Consider the following 16,778-nt stretch of genomic DNA (forward strand, 5'->3'; position numbering starts at 1 on the left):
CCTGCCCCCTGCCACCACCGAGCACACCGCACCGGAGCACGACCCGACGATCGCGGCCGGCACCGACCTGCGCGACGCGTTCGGCCGGGTCCGCACCGAGGTCGCCAAGGCCGTCGTCGGCCAGGAGGGCGCGGTCTCCGGCATGATCGTCGGACTCCTCGCACAGGGGCACGTGCTGCTCGAGGGTGTCCCCGGTGTCGCGAAGACCCTGCTCGTCCGCAGCCTCGCCGCCGCGATGACGCTCGACACGAAGCGCATCCAGTTCACACCGGACCTGATGCCCGGCGACGTCACCGGGTCGCTCGTCTACGACGCCTCGACCGGCACGTTCCCGTTCCGCGAGGGCCCCGTCTTCACGAACGTCCTGCTCGCCGACGAGGTCAACCGCACGCCGCCGAAGACCCAGTCGGCCCTGCTCGAGGCGATGGAGGAACGCCAGGTGAGCGTCGACGGCGACGCCCGGGCGCTGCCGGACCCCTTCTTCGTCGCCGCGACGATGAACCCGATCGAGTTCGAGGGCACGTACACGCTGCCCGAGGCGCAGCTCGACCGGTTCCTGATGAAGCTGACGCTCGACATCCCGCCGCGCGACGTCGAGTGGCAGGTGCTCCGGCGCCACGCCGACGGGTTCGTCCCGCGCGACGTCCGGTCGGCCGGCATCACCCCGGTGGTCGGCGTCGACGAGGTCGTCCGTGCGCAGCGTGCCGTCCGCGGCGTCGGGGCCCGCGACGACGTGCTCGCGTACATCGTCGACCTCGCCCGGGCCACCCGGCAGGCACCGTCCGTCCGCGTCGGGGTGAGCCCCCGCGGAGCGACGGCACTGCTCGCGGCCGCCAAGGCCTGGGCCTGGCTCACCGGCTACGACGCGATCACCCCGGACCACGTGCAGGCCATGGCCCTGCCGGTCTGGCGGCACCGCCTGCGGGTCGCCGCGGACGCCGAGCTCGAGGGCGTCGGCGCCGACGGCGTGCTCCAGCAGGTGCTCGAGCAGGTGCGGGTGCCGATCTAGTGGCGGTCTCCGGCCGGTTCGTCGCGCTCCTCGCCGTCGCCCTCGTGCCCACCGTGCTGCTCGGCAGCGGGTGGGCCGGTCTGGCGTGGGTCGGGGTGGTGCTGCTCGCCGCGGCGCTCGACGTCGTGCTCGCCGCCGACCTGCGACGGGTCCGCGTGGAGCGGCGGATGCCCAGGCTCGCTCGACGCGACAGCACCGCGGACGGCACCCTCGTGCTCGCCAACGACGGCTCCCGGACGGTCCGCGGTGTGGTCCGTGACATGTGGGAGCCGTCGGCCGGCCACCGTCCCCGTCGGATCCGGATGACGGTCCCCGCCGGGGAGCGACGGACGGCCCGGATGCGCTTCACACCGTTCCGTCGTGGTCGACGCCGCACCACCGGGGTCGCCGTGCGGTCCTTCGGTCCCCTGGGCCTCGCCGCACGGCAGCGGGTCGTCGCGGCACCGGGCGAACTCGTCGTGACGCCGCCGTTCCGCTCCCGGCGGCACCTGCCGTCACGGTTGGCACGGCTCCGCGAGCTCGACGGCGAGACCACGCTGCAGCTCCGCGGGCACGGCACCGAGTTCGACTCGCTGCGCGACTACGTGCGCGGCGACGACGTGCGGTCGATCGACTGGCGTGCCACCGCGCGGCGGCAGGACCTCGTCGTCCGCACCTGGCGTCCGGAACGCGACCGACGCGTGGTCGTCGTGGTCGACGCGGGCCGGGCGGGTGCCGGCCGCGTCGCCGACGAACCCCGACTCGACACGTTCATCGAGTCGGCGCTGCTCCTCGGTGCCCTCGCGGCAGCCGCCGGTGACCGCGTCGACCTGGTGGTCCTCGACGACACGGCACACGACCGCGTGCACGGCGCCACCCGCACCGACGTCGTGCAGCGCTTCGGCGAGGCACTCGCGATGGCCGAAGCCGGGCTCGCCGCGACCGACTGGGCATCCGTGCCCGCACTCGTCGACTCGATCACGACCTCGCGCGCCATGGTCGTCCTCGCCTCGAGCCTCGACTCCGTCGGCGCCTCGGGCGACCTGCTCGCCGTGCTCCCCCGGCTGTCCCGACGGCACGCCGTCGTCGTGACGAGCATCGAGGACCCGGCCGTCCAGCGGATGGCGCGCGGCGGGGTGGACCCGACCACGGCAATCCGCACGGCGCGGGGCGGAAAGGTGCCGGGCCTCCCGACCGGCGCGGAGCGCGACGTCTACCGACGCGCGGCCGCCGAACGCACCCTGCTCGACGCGGACGGTGCGGCCGACGTCGCACGGCGCTCCGGCGCCGAGGTCGTGCGCGGCGCAGCGGCGGACGTCCCGCCGCTCGTCGCGGACGCCTACATCCGGGCGAAGGCCACCGGCCGGCTCTGAACCGGGACGGACGCTAGCCGGCCACCAGGGCGGTGGAGCCGCGCTCGAACTCCTCGAGGTCGCCGCGCTCCCCCGCTCGGTACGCGCGGCCGCCGAGCACCCACTGGTAGGCGAGCACCGCGACCAGGGCGAGGGTGCCGATGCCGATCTTGATCGGCCACGGCCAGTCCTGCCGCGTCACCACGCCCTCGACGATGCCGGACAGCAGCAGGGTCAGGGTCAGGCCGATCGCGATGGTGATGAGTGCGCGGCCGTCCTCGGCGAGGGCCTGGGCGCGCGTGCGTCCGGGCCCCGGTGCCACCCACGACCAGAAGATCATCAGCCCCGCACCGCCAGCGAGGAACACCGAGTAGAGCTCGAGCTGCCCGTGCGGGGAGATGTAGAGGAAGAAGTCGGCCAGGCGCCCCTGGGAGTGCATGATCGCCGCGGAGACCCCGAGGCTGACGGCGTTCTGCATGATCGAGAACGGCACGAAGACCCCGGTGATGCCGAACGCCACCATCGTCGCGGCGATGTAGGCGTTGTTCGTCCAGACCTGCGCGGTGAAGGCCCCGAGGCCACGGTCGGAGTAGTAGTCGACGAAGTCCTGCGTGGCGTACCGGCGCAGGGCCTCGTCGCTGCCGAACGTCGCCGTCGCACCCGGGGTGGTGGTGATCCAGACGGCGACGATCGCCCCGATCGCCACCGTCGCGAGCGCGACCCAGATCGTCACCCAGCGGATCCGGTAGAGCGCCGCGGGCAGCTGCCGCGTGAAGAACAGGGCGACGGCGGTCAACGGGTCGACGGGCGTGCCGGTGAAGCGCAGGCGGGCGCGGAACAGCGTGAGCGAGAGCCGGTCGCCGGTCACGGTGCGCGGTGCTGCGCCCCGGATGCGGGCGAGGTCGGTCGCGGCCTCCTGGTAGCCGGCGACGAGCCGGTCGACGTCCGCACCGGACCGGTGCCGGGCACGCGCCAGACGGTCGAGCTCCTGCCACCGGTCACGGTGCACCTCGGTGTAGGCATCCAGGTCCACGTGTTCCCCCTCAGGTCGCGCGATCTCCGACAGAATGATCCCATGCCGAAGCCCCGCACGCCGCGTGACCTCGCCGACGCCCGGTTCTCGCGCGACCTCGACGAGACCGCCGACGAGCTGGTGGTGGGCGAGGGCGTCGCGCTCGACGTCCAGCCCGCCGGACTCGTGCTGCGACTCGCGGCCGCGCTGCTGGACGGCCTGTGCGTCCTCGTCCTGTTCGTGCTGGCGCTGTTCGGCGTCTGGCGGCTCTGGCCGAGGGGGCTCGAGCCGGCCTGGGGTGCTGCCCTCAACATCGTGCTGCTCGTCGTCGTGCTCGTGCTGGTGCCCGCGGCGGTCGAGACCGTGACGAAGGGGCGGAGCGTCGGACGGTTCGCCACCGGCACCCGCGTCGTCCGGCTCGACGGCGGCGCGATCGGGTTCCGGCACGCCTTCACCCGGTCGCTCGTCGGCCTGTTCGAGCTCTGGATGACGTTCGGCTCGGTCGCCCTGCTCGTCGCGCTGTTCGGCAGTCGGCCGCGGCGCCTCGGGGACCTGCTGGCGGGCACGATCGTGCAGCACGAGCGACTGCCGAAGCAGCGGGACCCCGAGGTGCTGCTGCCCCCGGAGCTGACGGCCTGGGCCGGCGTCGCGGACGTCTCGGCGCTGCCGCAGCGGTTGGAGAACCGCCTCGGTGCGTTCTTCCGCGGGGCCGCACTGATGCGCCCCGAACTGCGCGAGGCGGCGGCGCAGACCCTGGCGGCCGAGGTGTCCGCGTTCGCACACCCGGTGCCGTCGGTCCCGCCCGAGGTCTTCCTGGCCGGGGTCGTCGTGCTGCGGCGTCGTCGGGACGTCCGGGCGCTGAGTGCCCGCGCGGAGCTGCTGACCGCCGCGGGGGCGACGGCGGCCGCGCCCCCGCCGGGCTTCCCGCGCTGACGCGCGGAGCGGCGCTGACTGCCCCCGCGCAACACCGCGGAACGGACACAGCACCGCGGAGATCCACGGTGCTGTGTCCGGAACCAGGTTCCGCGGGCCCCAGGCCGCTCCGCCGCGCTCAGTAGCGGTAGTGGTCCGGCTTGAAGGGCCCCTCGACGGGGACACCGATGTACGCCGCCTGCTCCGGACGCAGCGACGTCAGCTGCACCCCGAGTGCGTCGAGGTGCAGGCGCGCGACCTTCTCGTCCAGGTGCTTCGGCAGCACGTACACGCCGGTCGGGTACTCCTCGCGCCGGGTGTGCAGCTCGATCTGCGCGAGCACCTGGTTCGTGAACGAGTTGCTCATCACGAACGACGGGTGCCCGGTCGCGTTGCCGAGGTTCATGAGCCGTCCCTCGGACAGCACCAGGATCGACCGCCCGGTCGGCAGCCGCCACTCGTGCACCTGCGGCTTGATCTCGACCTTCGAGACGCCGGGCAGCGCCTCGAGCCCCGCCATGTCGATCTCGTTGTCGAAGTGCCCCACGTTCGCCACGATCGCCAGGTGCTTCAGCCCGAGCATCTCGTCGACCCCGACGACGCCCAGGTTGCCGGTGCACGTGATGACCATGTCGACGGTGTCGACGACCTCCGCCAGGCGCGCGACCTGGTAGCCGTCCATCGCCGCCTGCAGCGCGCAGATCGGGTCGACCTCGCTGACGATGACACGGGCACCCTGCCCGCGGAGCGCCTCGGCCGCACCCTTGCCGACGTCGCCGTAGCCGACGACGAAGGCGACCTTGCCGCCGATGAGCACGTCGGTGGCCCGGTTCAGGCCGTCGGGCAGCGAGTGCCGGATGCCGTACTTGTTGTCGAACTTCGACTTCGTCACCGAGTCGTTGACGTTGATCGCCGGGAACTTCAGCTCGCCGTTCCGGAACAGCTCGTACAGGCGGTGCACGCCCGTGGTGGTCTCCTCGGTGACGCCCTGGATGTCGGCCGCGATGCGGGTCCAGCGGTCCGACGACGTCTCGAGCGACCGCGCGACGGTGTCGAGCACGATCTTCCACTCGGTGCTCGCGTCCGGCTCGGCGACCGGAGCGGCACCGGCCGCCTCGGCGTCCGCGCCGGTGTGCACGAGCATCGTGGCGTCGCCGCCGTCGTCGAGGATCAGGTTCGGCCCGGTCCAGTCGGCACCCGCCGCGGCGGCCTCGTCGCTCCAGTCGAAGATGCGGCTGGTGCACCACCAGTACTCCTCGAGCGTCTCGCCCTTCCACGCGAACACCGGGACGCCGGCGGGGGCGTCCGGGGTGCCGGTGGGTCCGACGGCGACGGCGGCCGCGGCTTCGTCCTGGGTGGAGAAGATGTTGCAGCTGGCCCAGCGCACCTGCGCGCCGAGGGCGACGAGCGTCTCGATGAGCACCGCGGTCTGCACCGTCATGTGCAGGGACCCGGCGATGCGCGCGCCGGCGAGCGGCTGCGCCGCGGCGAACTCGTCACGCAGGGACATCAGGCCCGGCATCTCGTTCTCGGCGAGGCGGATCTGGTGCCGGCCGGCCTCGGCGAGGGACAGGTCGGCGACGCGGAACGCAGCAGCGGTGCGGGTTTCGGTGGGCATGCCCACCAGTCTTCCATGCCGGGAGGCGCGGATCACCAGCCGATCCCGGTCACGTTCCCCGGGCCTCCAGATCGACCCCCGCACCCACGTCGCGGACGTGAGCCGTCAGTCGGCGTCGCGCGGGAGCGGCTCGCGCCGCACCACCTGCCAGCCGCGCGGGACGCGCAGGGAGGCAGCGTGCCGGGCGCAGAGGTCGTAGCCGTGCGGCTCGACCCGGGTCGACAGCGGACCGACGACCACCATGGAGTCGCCGTAGTCGTACGTCAGGGTCGACGAAGCGCTGTTGGCACACGCCACCTTGCTGCAGATCCGCACGTCCATCTCGACAGGGAGCCTAGCGGAGCGTCCGGCGCGCACCCGTCCCCGCGTACGATGTGGGGATGCGTCGGAAGCCTCGCCTCGTCACCCCGGTCGACCGCGGTCGAGGGCGCTCCCGGCACGGCCGCGGTGGGCGCTCGAGCGTCGCCGGGCCCGAGCTCGCGCCGATCATCACCCGCGCCGAGGCGTTCGACCGGATCGTCGGCGACAGCGCGCACTACCTGCTCGGTCTCTGGCCCGAGGAGCTCTCCGGCGTCGTGTTCCAGGTGGCGGACATGCCGAGCGACACGACCCTGCCGGACGAGATGCCGCGCTGGCGGATCGACCGCGACACCCGCCGCGTGACCGTCTTCCGGATCCCCGTCGAGCGGGTGAACCGGAGTCCCGAGAAGGACGACTCGGACCGCCGCATCATCATCGAGACCGCGGTGTTCCGCGCGGTCGGCGAGCTGATCGGCAAGGACCCCTGGGACCTGGCACCGGACCGTTACCGACACTGGTGAGCCGGGCGGACCGCGCCGGGCGTCAGGGGTAGACGCGGACCGGGGTGGAGACGTCGGTCGCCGGACGCACCGGGAACCCGGCGATGCCGTCGGCCCCGCGGTAGGTCACGCCCGCGACGATGCCCTCCGTCCCGGTCAGCGTGAGCTGCTTCGCGGTCTGCACCGGGAGCGTCACGGTCGCACCGGACAGGATCTTCAGCGTGCGCCGCTCGTCGCCCGACCGCACCGTGACGGAGCGGTCCTGGCGGGTGGGGTTCACGAAGTTCAGCCGCACCCCCTCGCCCGGGGCGATGGCGGTGATCGTCCGGTCGCCCAGCGGCTCGGCCGAGGCGAACCACCCGAGGTCGGTGCCGCTGCTGGCACCGTCGGTCGGCGTCGTGGTGCGTGCACCGGTGACGACCGGCTCGGTCGAGGTGACGGTGAACGAGTACCGGCCGTCCGGGAAGTCGTCGAGCGCGACGTCGGTGACGACCCCGGGCTCGGCGGTGGCGTTGACGGTCGTGCCGCCGCCGTCGGCCGTGCTGATGCCGAGGGTGACGCGGGCCGACTTCGTGCCGGGGACGAACAGCCGGACGATCGGCGCCGCGTCGGCCGTGTCGTCGCCGCGCTGGGCGGCCTGCGCGTCGGCGAGGGCGACGGCGGGGATGACCTGCGAGCGTGACGGCGCGGCCCCACCGGAGACGATGTCGTAGCCGCCCGGGGTGAGGGTGCGGACGACGGACTCCTGCATGTGCGCGACGATCTGGCCGCCGGACGACGTGACGTGCACGACGGTCGAGGCGGCGTCGGACACGAAGCCCGACAGCGGGACGACCTTCTGCGTGTTCGGCGCGACGACGATGCCGGTGGTCCCGGGCGCGCTGACCGTCCCCGAGCCGTCGAAGATCGACAGGTCGACCGTGGCGTTCACGTCGGTCGGGTTCGAGAGCGTGACGAGGCTCGTCCGACCGGTCTCCGTCGAGCCGCCGACGAGCCACGTGGACTGGGTCGGGTCGTCGCACGAGGCAGCGCCAGCGCCCACCAGGTCGCCGCTCGAGACGCTCTGGAAGCTGCTGCCCGCGACCTGCGGCGTCGTCTCGCCAGCGGGGGCCGTCAGGAGCCGGGGGTCGCTGCCGCCGGTGGTCGAGGAGTCGAGCGAGGACCGCTCGACCGTCGAACCGGTCGTCGCCGTCGCGACGGTCGCGGTGCCGACGGTGCTCGCCTGCGTCGCGTCGTTGCCGGCGTCGTCGGACAGTCGCAGCGCACTGCCGGCGCAGACACGCTCGGCCGCAGCGGGGACCGGCGTGACGGTGCGCCCGGCCGGTCGACCGGGTTCGGACTCGGTGCCGATGGCGTGGGCCGCGGTGACGGCACCCGCGGCGACGACGACGGCGACGGCCGTGGCGGTGCCGCGGACGATCCAGCGCCGGACCGAGGAGGGGTTGGTGCTCATTCGTCGCGCTCCTCGTCGAAGGTGGTGGCGGGTTCCTCGGCCTCGATGACGTTCGAGGTGGCGCGGCGGCGGCGCGGGGCCGTCGGGACCGCGAGGAGTGCTGCGGCGCCGAAGACCACGCCGAGCACGACGAGGTACAGCACGTGGGTGGCCTGGGTCGCCGCGGAGCCGGAGCGGGTGCGGTCGACCTCGCCCTCGTAGTGGAACAGCTGGCCGTTCGTGGTCTCGCCGATGCTCGTGAAGAGCGCGTTCTGACCGATCGCACCGGCGGCCCGGTCGTGCACCGTCTGCGCCTCGGGGTCGTCACCGGCGTCGTCGATGAGCACGAAGCTCACGCCGAGCTCGCGGAGCGCCGGCCGGGGGTCGTACCCGCTGCGGCTCGCCAGGTTGCCGGCGAGCGTCGTCAGCCGTGCGCCGGACTCGCTCAGCCGGAGCGCGGTGGCGTCGAGCGTCGACTGGTCGTCGAGGGTGGAACCCTGCCCGCGCTCGAGCGTGACGGCGAGCGAACCGTCGTCCTGCGGGACGACCACGAGCGTGCCGACGTCCGGGTTCGCCTGGGCCTCGGCGTTCACGTACGCGCTGAGCACCCGGCCGGTGGTCGGCTCGATCGTGGCGGTGCCGAGGTAGAACGCCGCGAAGGCCGGAGCCACGGCCACACCGGCGAGCACGGTCGCGACGAGCCCGGTGACCGGGGCGGCCTTCGGCAGCACGTCGATGCCGATGCAGGCCGCGACCACGAGGGCGAGCCAGTACACGGACAGACCGCTGCCGGGCCAGACGATGGTGGTGGTCGAACCGACACCGGTGACCGTGACGTGGGTGGCGGCGAAGGCCGTGGCGAAGCCGAGGAGCGCGATGACGAGCGCCGAGCCCGCGACCGCCCAGCGGTGGCCGAGCATCGCCCCGATCGCGGCGACGGCCACGGGGAGCGCGAGGACGGCCATCACGATCGGCAGGACCGTGGCGACCAGTGCGAGTCCGGAGGTCGCGGGGAGCCAGCCGCTCCAGTCGGGCAGGGGCTGTCCGATGGCCAGCTGGAGTGCGGACGGCGCCCGGGTCGCGGACGGCGCACCCGGGTCGGCGAACACCGCGAGCAGGTTGCCGCGTGCGGCCTGCGCCAGGATCAGCGGCAGGAAGAGCACCGCGGTCGGCACCGGGATGAACAGACGACGGTGGGCCCGGCGCCAGCCGACCAGGAGCGCCACGAGCCAGCCGACCAGCAGGACCGGCAGCAGCGACGGCGCCGAGGCGGCGACGACGGCGAACAGGAGCGACGCTCCCGAGGCCCAGGCCCACGAGCGGTGCGCCTCGAGCACGGCGACGAACAGCCACGGCAGCACCAGGTGCGCGATCACGGCGCCGAGGTGACCGGTCGTCACGGCTCCGACGAGCGACGGGGCGATCGCGTAGAGCGACGCACCGATGACCGGCACCCAGGTGCGGGTCGTGACCTTGCGGACCGCGAACCAGGCGCCGAGCGCGGACAGCGGGAACGCGACGAGCATGACGAGCACGACCGCGGTGGACGGCGACCAGAACACGATCGAGCCGAGCACGGCGAGCACCGCGGCGAAGGGGTCCGACGGGCCGGTGAAGCCCGTGCCGAGCGAGTGGAAGCCGTACCCGACGTTCTGCCAGAGCTGTCCGGGCGTCGCGGAGAGGGGTAGGAGTCCCCCGCCGGTCAGGGCCGGCGACCCGAGCAGGGGGTAGAGCGTCACGACGCTGAGGACCGCCGCGGCCAGGACCACCCAGATGCCGCCGTCACTGAGGAACGACGCCCGGGCGATCGGGGCGTCCTCGGCCCGGGCGAGTTCGACGTCCCGCGAGGTGGTGCGGTGCTCGTGCACCCGACGCCAGCTCACGCGGAGCGGTTCGACGGCGGCCCAGCCGAGCTTCTTCGTGCGGGCGAGGTTCTTGCGCGCACGTCCCGTGCCGCCGCCGAACGCGACGGCGAACGCGGCGGAGAGCTCGGGGACCACGGCGGCGGGGTGCTTCGCGACCAGGTGACCGAGCGCGCGGCCGATCGCGAACGGCACGAGCGTGAGCCAGTGCAGCCAGACCAGCGCGGCGGGCGCGTACGTCATCCGGCGGTGCAGCTGCGCCTGCCGGTGCATCCGGACGCGCCGCGCCTCGGACACGCGCTTGCGGCCGAATTCCTCGATCGGTCCGGCGCTGGTGACCTTGGCCTCCGGCACGAGGGCGACGCGGTGCCCGGCGAGACGGACCCGCACCGAGAAGTCGAGGGCCGCGTCGACGTCCGGCAGCGCCGGGTCGAAGCCGCCGAGTTCGTTCCAGACCGAGCGGCGCACGAGCATGCCGCCCGCGGCGACACCGAGCACGTCGGTGTTGCGGTCGTGCTGGCCCTGGTCGAGCTCGTCCTGCACCAGCACGATCGACCGGCCGAAGCGGGTCATGCTCTCGCCGAAGGCGCGGATGAGCGAGGGGTCGTCGTCGGCGACGAGCTTCGGACCGGCGACGACGACCGAGGGCGCGATCTCGACGGCGGACAGCAGGTCGGCGAGCGCGGTCGGTGCCGGCGCGTTGTCGTGGCCGAGGACCCACAGCCACTCGTCGACCGGCTCGTCGGTCGCCACGGGCGGCGCGCTGCGCTCGCCCTGGCGGACGGCGTCACCGAACGCGGTGCCGGCGGGCAGCCGGACGAGCTGCGCGGACCCGCCGAAGGACAGTTCGGCGGTCGATCCGTCGGTCGTGCCGACGTCGACGACCACCAGGTTCTCGGGGTGGCGGGTCTGGGCGGCGAGCGCGTCCAGGGTCCGGTCGAGGTGGGCCGCCCCGTTGGCGGCGACGAGGATCGCGGTGACTCTGGGCTGCATGACGGGCGTCACTCTACGGTCTGGAGGCGCGGTGTCGGCTGCGGACGGCGGCGCGCCGTGAACCTTTGGATGCGCTCACTGCACGGTGCGGGGCGGGCGGAGGTGGTCGCCTTCCGGCGCCTTCGTCGCAGGCTCCTCAGGGGCGCAGTCGCACGGCGCTGGCGCGCCGTGAACGCTCCTACGCCCTTTTCCGCAACTTGCGGCGTTCACGCTCGGAGAGGCCACCCCAGATGCCGAAGCGTTCGTCGTTCTCGAGCGCGTACTCGAGGCACTGCGCCCGGACCTCGCACGAGGTGCAGATCTTCTTCGCCTCGCGCGTGGAGCCGCCCTTCTCGGGGAAGAACGCCTCGGGGTCGGTCTGCGCGCAGAGCGAGTCGACCTGCCAGGCGAGCGGGTTCTCCTCGTCGTCGGTCTCCGGACGTCGGACACCCGGGACGCCGAGCGCCACGGGATCGACGTGCCAGTCCTCCGGAACTCCGGCGTGGAACTCGGAACCGTTCACCCTGATCACCCCTGCCGCCTCGACAACGAACCCCAACTCTTGCGGCCGTTGCCTGTAATTACAGCGGTGTCATTCGCCTGAGTCAAGTCGCGGATCATAGAAGGCACTGACCGCTCCAGCGTGTCATGTCCCCCGTTTGGGCGTGTCGCACCCCTCGGGTGGGCCTTCCGGGGGACAACTGACTCGTCCTCAGGCGCTCAGGAGGCGCTGCGACGGGCCTCCCAGGCGCTCGACACCATCTCGTCCAGGGAGTGCCGCATGGCCCACTCGAGGTCACGGGCGGCGGCTTCGCCGGTCGCGACGATGCGGGCCGGGTCACCGGGGCGCCGCGGTGCGATCTCGGGGTCGAAGGCGATCCCGGTGCCCGCCGCCATCGCGTCCATGATCTGCCGGACGCTCACACCGTCGCCGCTGCCGAGGTTGTAGGCACGCTCGAGCGGCTCCCCCGCCTCGAGCTTCCGCGCGGCCACCGCGTGCGAGTGCGCCAGGTCGGCCACGTGCACGTAGTCGCGGACGCAGGTGCCGTCCGGGGTGGCGTAGTCGTCGCCGTTGATCCGCGGGGTCCGGCCGGCGAGCAGCGCGTCGAAGACCAGCGGGAACAGGTTGTGCGGGCTGGCGTCGTACAGGTCGGGCTCCCCCGAACCGACGACGTTGAAGTACCGGAGCGACGTGGTGGTGAAGCCCGCGGCGACCTCCATGTCGCGCAGCAGCCACTCGCCGATGAGCTTCGACTCGCCGTACGGCGACTCCGGGTTCTTCGGGGTGGACTCGACCACGGTCTCGACGTCCGGAGTGCCGTAGACCGCCGCGCTGGACGAGAAGACCGCCTTGGTGACGCCGGTCTCCGCCATCGCGCGCAGCAGGGTCGCCATGCCGGTGACGTTCTGCTCGTAGGTGTGCAGCGGGCGCTCGACCGAGACGCCGGCGTACTTGAACCCCGCGACGTGGACCACGCCGGTGACCGCGTGCTCGCGCAGCGTGCGTGCGACGAGCTCGCCGTCGAGGATCGTGCCCTCGACGAACGGCACGTCGTCCGGGACGAACGCGCGGAAGCCGCTCGACAGATCGTCGAACGCGACCGTGTCGATGCCGGCCGAGCGCAGCGCTCGGACGACGTGGGACCCGATGTACCCGGCACCGCCGGTGACCAGCCAACTCATGCTCGCCACGCTAGCGGACGTCGGCGACGCCCCGGTGGCGGTGTGCGGGTCCACGCCACGGCGTGCGGCCCCGCGCCGGTCCCGGTGCCGGTCCGCGCCCCTAGGCGCCGGTGGCGATGAACACGGTCGACGTGATGCCGTCGGAGGAGTCCGCCTCGACCGTCACGTCGCCCTCGTCCGGGGTGATGAAGCACGACTCGCCCTTGCGGAGCAGGGTCGCCGACTGCGCGCCGACGAGCGTGACGACGCCCTCGGTGCAGATCGCGATCGACGGCCCCACGAGCGGGGCGACCCCGCCGGTGCTCAGTCCCACCGGGCGACCGTCACCGTCCACCCGCAGCAGCGCGAAGCCGACGCCGTCCGGCGCGAACCGGTCGACGCCCTGGGCGATGCGCTCGGGCTCGAGGACCGGTGCCGGGTACGCGGTGAAGTCGAGCACCCGCAGGAGCTCCGGCACGTCGACGTGCTTCGGCGTGAGCCCGCCGCGCAGCACGTTGTCCGACGGCGCCATCAGCTCGATGCCGAGCCCGTCCAGGTACGCGTGGATGTTGCCGGCGGGCAGGTACATGGCCTGCCCCGCGGTGAGCGTCACCCGGTGCATGAGCAGGGAGACGACGATGCCGGGGTCAGCGGGCCAGCTGGTCGCCAGGTCGCGGACGGTCGCGGTGTTCGGGGTGAGCAGGTCGTCGTCGAGCGAGACGGCCAGGTCGCTCGCGGCCTGCACCACGGCGAGCGCGGACTCGTCGGCGGTCTCGAGCCAGCGGACGGTGTCCTCGAGCCCGTGCAGCAGGTGTACCTCGAGCGGACCGAGGCGTCCGGTGCCGGCGTCGAGCACGCGGACCTCGGCCAGGGTCTCCTCGACCGGGCGGAAGCCGCTCAGCGCCTCGAACCGCTCGCTCAGCGCGACGACGAGCTCGGGCTTCGGGAACGGGTCCTTGTAGTTGCGGGCCGGGTCGTCGAGCGGGATCCCCTCGCGCTCCTCGCGGGCGAAACCCTCTTCTGCCTGCTCCGGGGTCGGGTGCGCCTGCAGCGAGAGCGGTGCCGCCGCCGCGAGCACCTTGAGCAGGAAGGGCAGGCCGGTGCGGTCCGGACCGAGTGCGGTCTCCGGCTCGTCGGCGATCCAGTCGCGGAGCGTGTCGGCCCCGCCGACCATGGCCGGGTTGACGACGACACTGGGGCTGCCGGCGTGGGCGCCGAGCCAGAGCTCCGCCTGCGGGGCACCCGTGACGGTGCGGCCGAGGAGCTCCGGGATCGCGGTGACCGAGCCCCAGGCGTAGTCGCGGGGGGTGTTCGTGATGCCGAGGAACATGGGCCAGAGCCTACCGGCGCTGCCGGTGGAGTCCTGCGGACGGCGACCGGCCGGTAGCCTGGCGTCGTGACGAACACCTGGCCGCTGGCGCGCGGGACCGTACCGGAGCGCGAGGCGTTCGCCTTCGGGGCGACGACCCTGTTCGTGCTGTTCGCGGGCGACGCCGTGCCGAACACCCTGACCTGGGTCGGGGCCGGTGTCCTCTGGGCCCTCGTCGCGGCGTGGGGCATCACGATCCTGGTCCGGGCGAAGCCACCGCTCGTCCGCACCCCCTGGGCGCTCTGGGCGTTCCTCGGCTGGTGCCTGGTGACCCTCGTCTGGTCGCACTGGCGCTTCGCGACGATCTCGAGCCTGACCGTGCAGGTGATCTGCGCGGCCGTGGCGTTCACGATCGCCTCGACCCTGACGTGGCGCCGGATCACCGATGCCCTGAGCCTCGCGCTCCGCTGGGTCCTCATGCTCTCGCTCCTGTTCGAGGCCGCCGTCGCGGTGTTCGTCCGGCACCCGATCGCCCCGATCTGGACGGACTACGGCGACCGCGACGTCCCCGACGCCTTCTACTTCTCGCGCGCCGAGCTCTTCACCGGGGGTCGGATCCAGGGGCTGCCCGGCAACGCCAACCTGCTCGCGATGGTGGCCCTGCTGGTCGCGATCGTGGTCGCCGTGCAGTTCGCCGAGGGCCGGATCCGCCGGAACCAGGCGATCGGCTGGCTCGTCGTCGCGGCACTCGGCTTCGTCCTCACCCGCTCGTCGACGGTCATCGCCGCCGCACTCGTGGTCGCCGTGGTCGCACTGGCCGCCGTCTGGATGCGCCGTGTCCCGACCGAGCGCCGCACCCCGCGCTACCTGCTGCTGGCGGTGGGTGCCGTCGTGGTCGCCGTCGCCGCGTTCGTGCTGCGCGGCCCGGTGTCCGAACTGCTCGGCAAGGGCTCGGACGCCACCGGACGCGGGGAGATCTGGGCCAAGGTCCTCGGCCTGATCGACCAGCACCCCGTGGGAGGCTGGGGCTGGATCGGGTACTGGTGGCCGGGCATCCCGACGCTCGCCGACCTGGCGCAGCGCAAGGGCGTCACGTACCTGCAGGCCCACGACGCCTACCTGGACGTCTGGATGCAGACCGGCATCATCGGCCTGGTGCTCTTCGCGATCTACGTGGTCACGACGCTGTCCCGCTCGTGGGCGTGCGCGACCCGCATCGGGTACGACGCCGCGCTGCGTCCGCGGGCCTTCGACCCGGTGTCGCTCCTGCCGCTCCTGGTCGTCGTCGCCCTGCTCGTGCAGTCCGTCGCCGAGTCCCGCCTGCTCTACCAGGGGAACTGGGTGCTCTTCGCCCTGCTCGCGATCAAGACGCGCATCGTGCTGACCGGCGAGGAACCGGTCTCGACCGGCGACGGCCCGCGCACGCCCCCCGCCAAGCGCGAGTTCCGGTGGGCGGGCACGCGCTGACCCGACGCTCCCTCAGCGCGACAGCCACGAGCACGACACCGGGGACGACCACGGGTTCGACTTCACCCGGGCGACCTCGAGCGTCGGGTCCGCGTCGCACGCCGCCACCGCCGCCGGCAGCTGCCCTGCCCACACCGGGCCGCCGCTCCGCCGCGTGTCGGTCGGCGCGACGTGCAGGACCGCCGACGCGACGACGGCGGTGACCACGCACCAACCGGCCAGCGCGCCGACGAGGCGACCAGGGCCTCCCGTCCGTCCGGCAGCACGCGACCAGCTGCGGGCGTCCACGAGCGTGGCGGCGGCGACCACCGCGGCGCTCACCAGCAGCAGGCCGGCGGCCGCGGCGTAGCGCTGCGGCGGCACGGCGGCCATCGCGGCGACCGGCGCCGACCAGTGGATGCCGTCGCCGCCGTTGGCGAGCAGGGCCACCCACCACACCGCGACGGAGCCGACGGCGAGGGCTGCGACCATCCACCGGGTGCGCGCCGGCCCGACCACGACGGCCGCCACCAGGACGACGAGCAGCAGGGCTGCGGGCACCACGACCACCGCCCAGCCGTGCTCGACCACCGCCGTCAGGACCGCGCCGAGGTCCGGGTCCCAGGCGCCCGCCACGGGACGCAGCAGGTACCCCGCGAGCACGTCGCGCACCGCTGGCGACCCCGTGGCGAGGGCCCGCGGGCTCGTCAGGGTCGTGATGCCCTGCACCGCCAGGGCGACGACCACGACGAGCGTGACCGGCAGCGCGGTCCACCGGCCGGCCGGTCCGGGCGCACGGCCACGCGGCGTCCAGGCGAGGAGCAGCAGGGGCGCGAACAGGGCGGTGAGCGGTTCGGTGAGGACCGCTGCACCCGCGACCACGGCGAGTGCTCCGGCCGCCCACCACGACCGAGCACGCCACGCGAAGACCCACGGCACCAGGACGAGCAGGAACCAGTGCAGGTTCGCCGCGTTGCCGCTGATCTCGTACGGGGCGAGCGGCAGGACGACGGGGACGGCGGCGAGCACCAGCCGCAACGGCCAGGGGCGGACGACGTCACGGGACAGCACGAACACCAGGGCGCAGACCCCGCCGACGGCCGTGCACGCGGCGAGCGCCACCACCTGCGCGTACCGCTCGGGCGGCAGCGCGTACCCGAGGTCGACGATGAGGCGCGGCAGCAGGTGCACGTACCCGGCGTAGGGGTGCAGCAGGGTGTCGACGGGACCCATCGCGATCCGTTCGCGCAGGAACACGCCGCCGTCCTCGGCCCAGACGGTGTTCCGCGGCACCGGGCCGAGCCGGTACCAGGCCAGGGCGGTCGTGAGCAGGCCGACGACGACCGCGACGAGGGGGACGCCGGCGACCCTGCGCGCGAGGTCCATCCGGTGAGGATAGTTCGGTCATCACGC

Annotated in this window: 14 protein-coding genes; 5 read left to right on the plus strand and 9 right to left on the minus strand. The window is 73.4% G+C overall.

Annotated features, from left to right (window positions below; all coding sequences use genetic code 11):
- Window positions 1-49: 49 nt before the first annotated feature.
- Window positions 50-1,009 (plus strand): AAA family ATPase, encoded by a 960-nt coding sequence (locus HP445_RS08305; protein WP_128781054.1) that lies wholly within the window; start codon window positions 50-52, stop codon window positions 1,007-1,009.
- Window positions 1,009-2,361, plus strand: a complete 1,353-nt coding sequence (locus HP445_RS08310; RefSeq protein ID WP_128780663.1) for a DUF58 domain-containing protein — start codon at window positions 1,009-1,011, stop codon at window positions 2,359-2,361. Before HP445_RS08305 ends, HP445_RS08310 begins: the two co-directional genes overlap by 1 nt.
- A 13-nt stretch (window positions 2,362-2,374) precedes the next feature.
- Here the strand turns inward: HP445_RS08310 and HP445_RS08315 are convergent, their stop codons facing one another.
- On the minus strand, window positions 2,375-3,373 hold the full coding sequence (locus tag HP445_RS08315; RefSeq protein WP_111024356.1) for a stage II sporulation protein M: 999 nt from the start codon (window positions 3,371-3,373) through the stop codon (window positions 2,375-2,377).
- 42 nt (window positions 3,374-3,415) lie between these two features.
- On the opposite strand from HP445_RS08315, the gene HP445_RS08320 reads away from it, so the two are divergent.
- Window positions 3,416-4,285: an RDD family protein gene (locus HP445_RS08320; RefSeq protein WP_128780662.1), complete on the plus strand. Its 870-nt coding sequence runs from the start codon at window positions 3,416-3,418 to the stop codon at window positions 4,283-4,285.
- 118 nt (window positions 4,286-4,403) lie between these two features.
- Here the strand turns inward: HP445_RS08320 and ahcY are convergent, their stop codons facing one another.
- Window positions 4,404-5,882: an adenosylhomocysteinase gene (gene ahcY, locus HP445_RS08325; protein WP_128780661.1), complete on the minus strand. Its 1,479-nt coding sequence runs from the start codon at window positions 5,880-5,882 to the stop codon at window positions 4,404-4,406.
- A gap of 105 nt (window positions 5,883-5,987) precedes the next feature.
- On the minus strand, window positions 5,988-6,203 hold the full coding sequence (locus HP445_RS08330; RefSeq protein WP_111024354.1) for a DUF3499 family protein: 216 nt from the start codon (window positions 6,201-6,203) through the stop codon (window positions 5,988-5,990).
- 59 nt (window positions 6,204-6,262) lie between these two features.
- Between HP445_RS08330 and HP445_RS08335 the strand changes: the two genes are divergently transcribed.
- Complete coding sequence (locus tag HP445_RS08335; protein ID WP_128780660.1) at window positions 6,263-6,703, plus strand: metallopeptidase family protein; 441 nt, start codon at window positions 6,263-6,265, stop codon at window positions 6,701-6,703.
- Between the two features lie 22 nt (window positions 6,704-6,725).
- Here the strand turns inward: HP445_RS08335 and HP445_RS08340 are convergent, their stop codons facing one another.
- From HP445_RS08340 to manA, 5 genes are all read right to left on the minus strand, one after another.
- A complete protein-coding gene (locus HP445_RS08340; protein ID WP_128780659.1) occupies window positions 6,726-8,135 on the minus strand; it encodes a DUF5719 family protein in 1,410 nt (469 codons plus the stop codon).
- Window positions 8,132-10,969, minus strand: coding sequence for a glycosyltransferase (locus HP445_RS08345; protein WP_128780658.1), 2,838 nt, complete (start codon window positions 10,967-10,969; stop codon window positions 8,132-8,134). The genes HP445_RS08340 and HP445_RS08345 overlap by 4 nt, the downstream gene beginning before the upstream one ends.
- Window positions 10,970-11,147: 178 nt before the next feature.
- Window positions 11,148-11,480, minus strand: coding sequence for a WhiB family transcriptional regulator (locus HP445_RS18915; RefSeq protein ID WP_081827389.1), 333 nt, complete (start codon window positions 11,478-11,480; stop codon window positions 11,148-11,150).
- Between the two features lie 188 nt (window positions 11,481-11,668).
- Window positions 11,669-12,631: a UDP-glucose 4-epimerase GalE gene (galE, locus tag HP445_RS08355; protein ID WP_128780657.1), complete on the minus strand. Its 963-nt coding sequence runs from the start codon at window positions 12,629-12,631 to the stop codon at window positions 11,669-11,671.
- 100 nt (window positions 12,632-12,731) lie between these two features.
- Window positions 12,732-13,940: a mannose-6-phosphate isomerase, class I gene (gene manA, locus HP445_RS08360; protein WP_128780656.1), complete on the minus strand. Its 1,209-nt coding sequence runs from the start codon at window positions 13,938-13,940 to the stop codon at window positions 12,732-12,734.
- A gap of 66 nt (window positions 13,941-14,006) precedes the next feature.
- On the opposite strand from manA, the gene HP445_RS19145 reads away from it, so the two are divergent.
- Window positions 14,007-15,386, plus strand: a complete 1,380-nt coding sequence (locus HP445_RS19145; RefSeq protein ID WP_128780655.1) for an O-antigen ligase family protein — start codon at window positions 14,007-14,009, stop codon at window positions 15,384-15,386.
- A 12-nt stretch (window positions 15,387-15,398) separates the two neighbouring features.
- Here HP445_RS19145 and HP445_RS08370 read toward each other — a convergent pair whose 3' ends face one another.
- Entirely contained in the window at window positions 15,399-16,751 is a 1,353-nt protein-coding gene (locus tag HP445_RS08370) for a hypothetical protein (protein ID WP_128780654.1), read from the minus strand.
- Between the last annotated feature and the right edge of the window lie 27 nt (window positions 16,752-16,778).

The sequence above is a fragment of the Curtobacterium flaccumfaciens genome (genome assembly GCF_013359815.1).
GTDB lineage: Bacteria > Actinomycetota > Actinomycetes > Actinomycetales > Microbacteriaceae > Curtobacterium > Curtobacterium flaccumfaciens.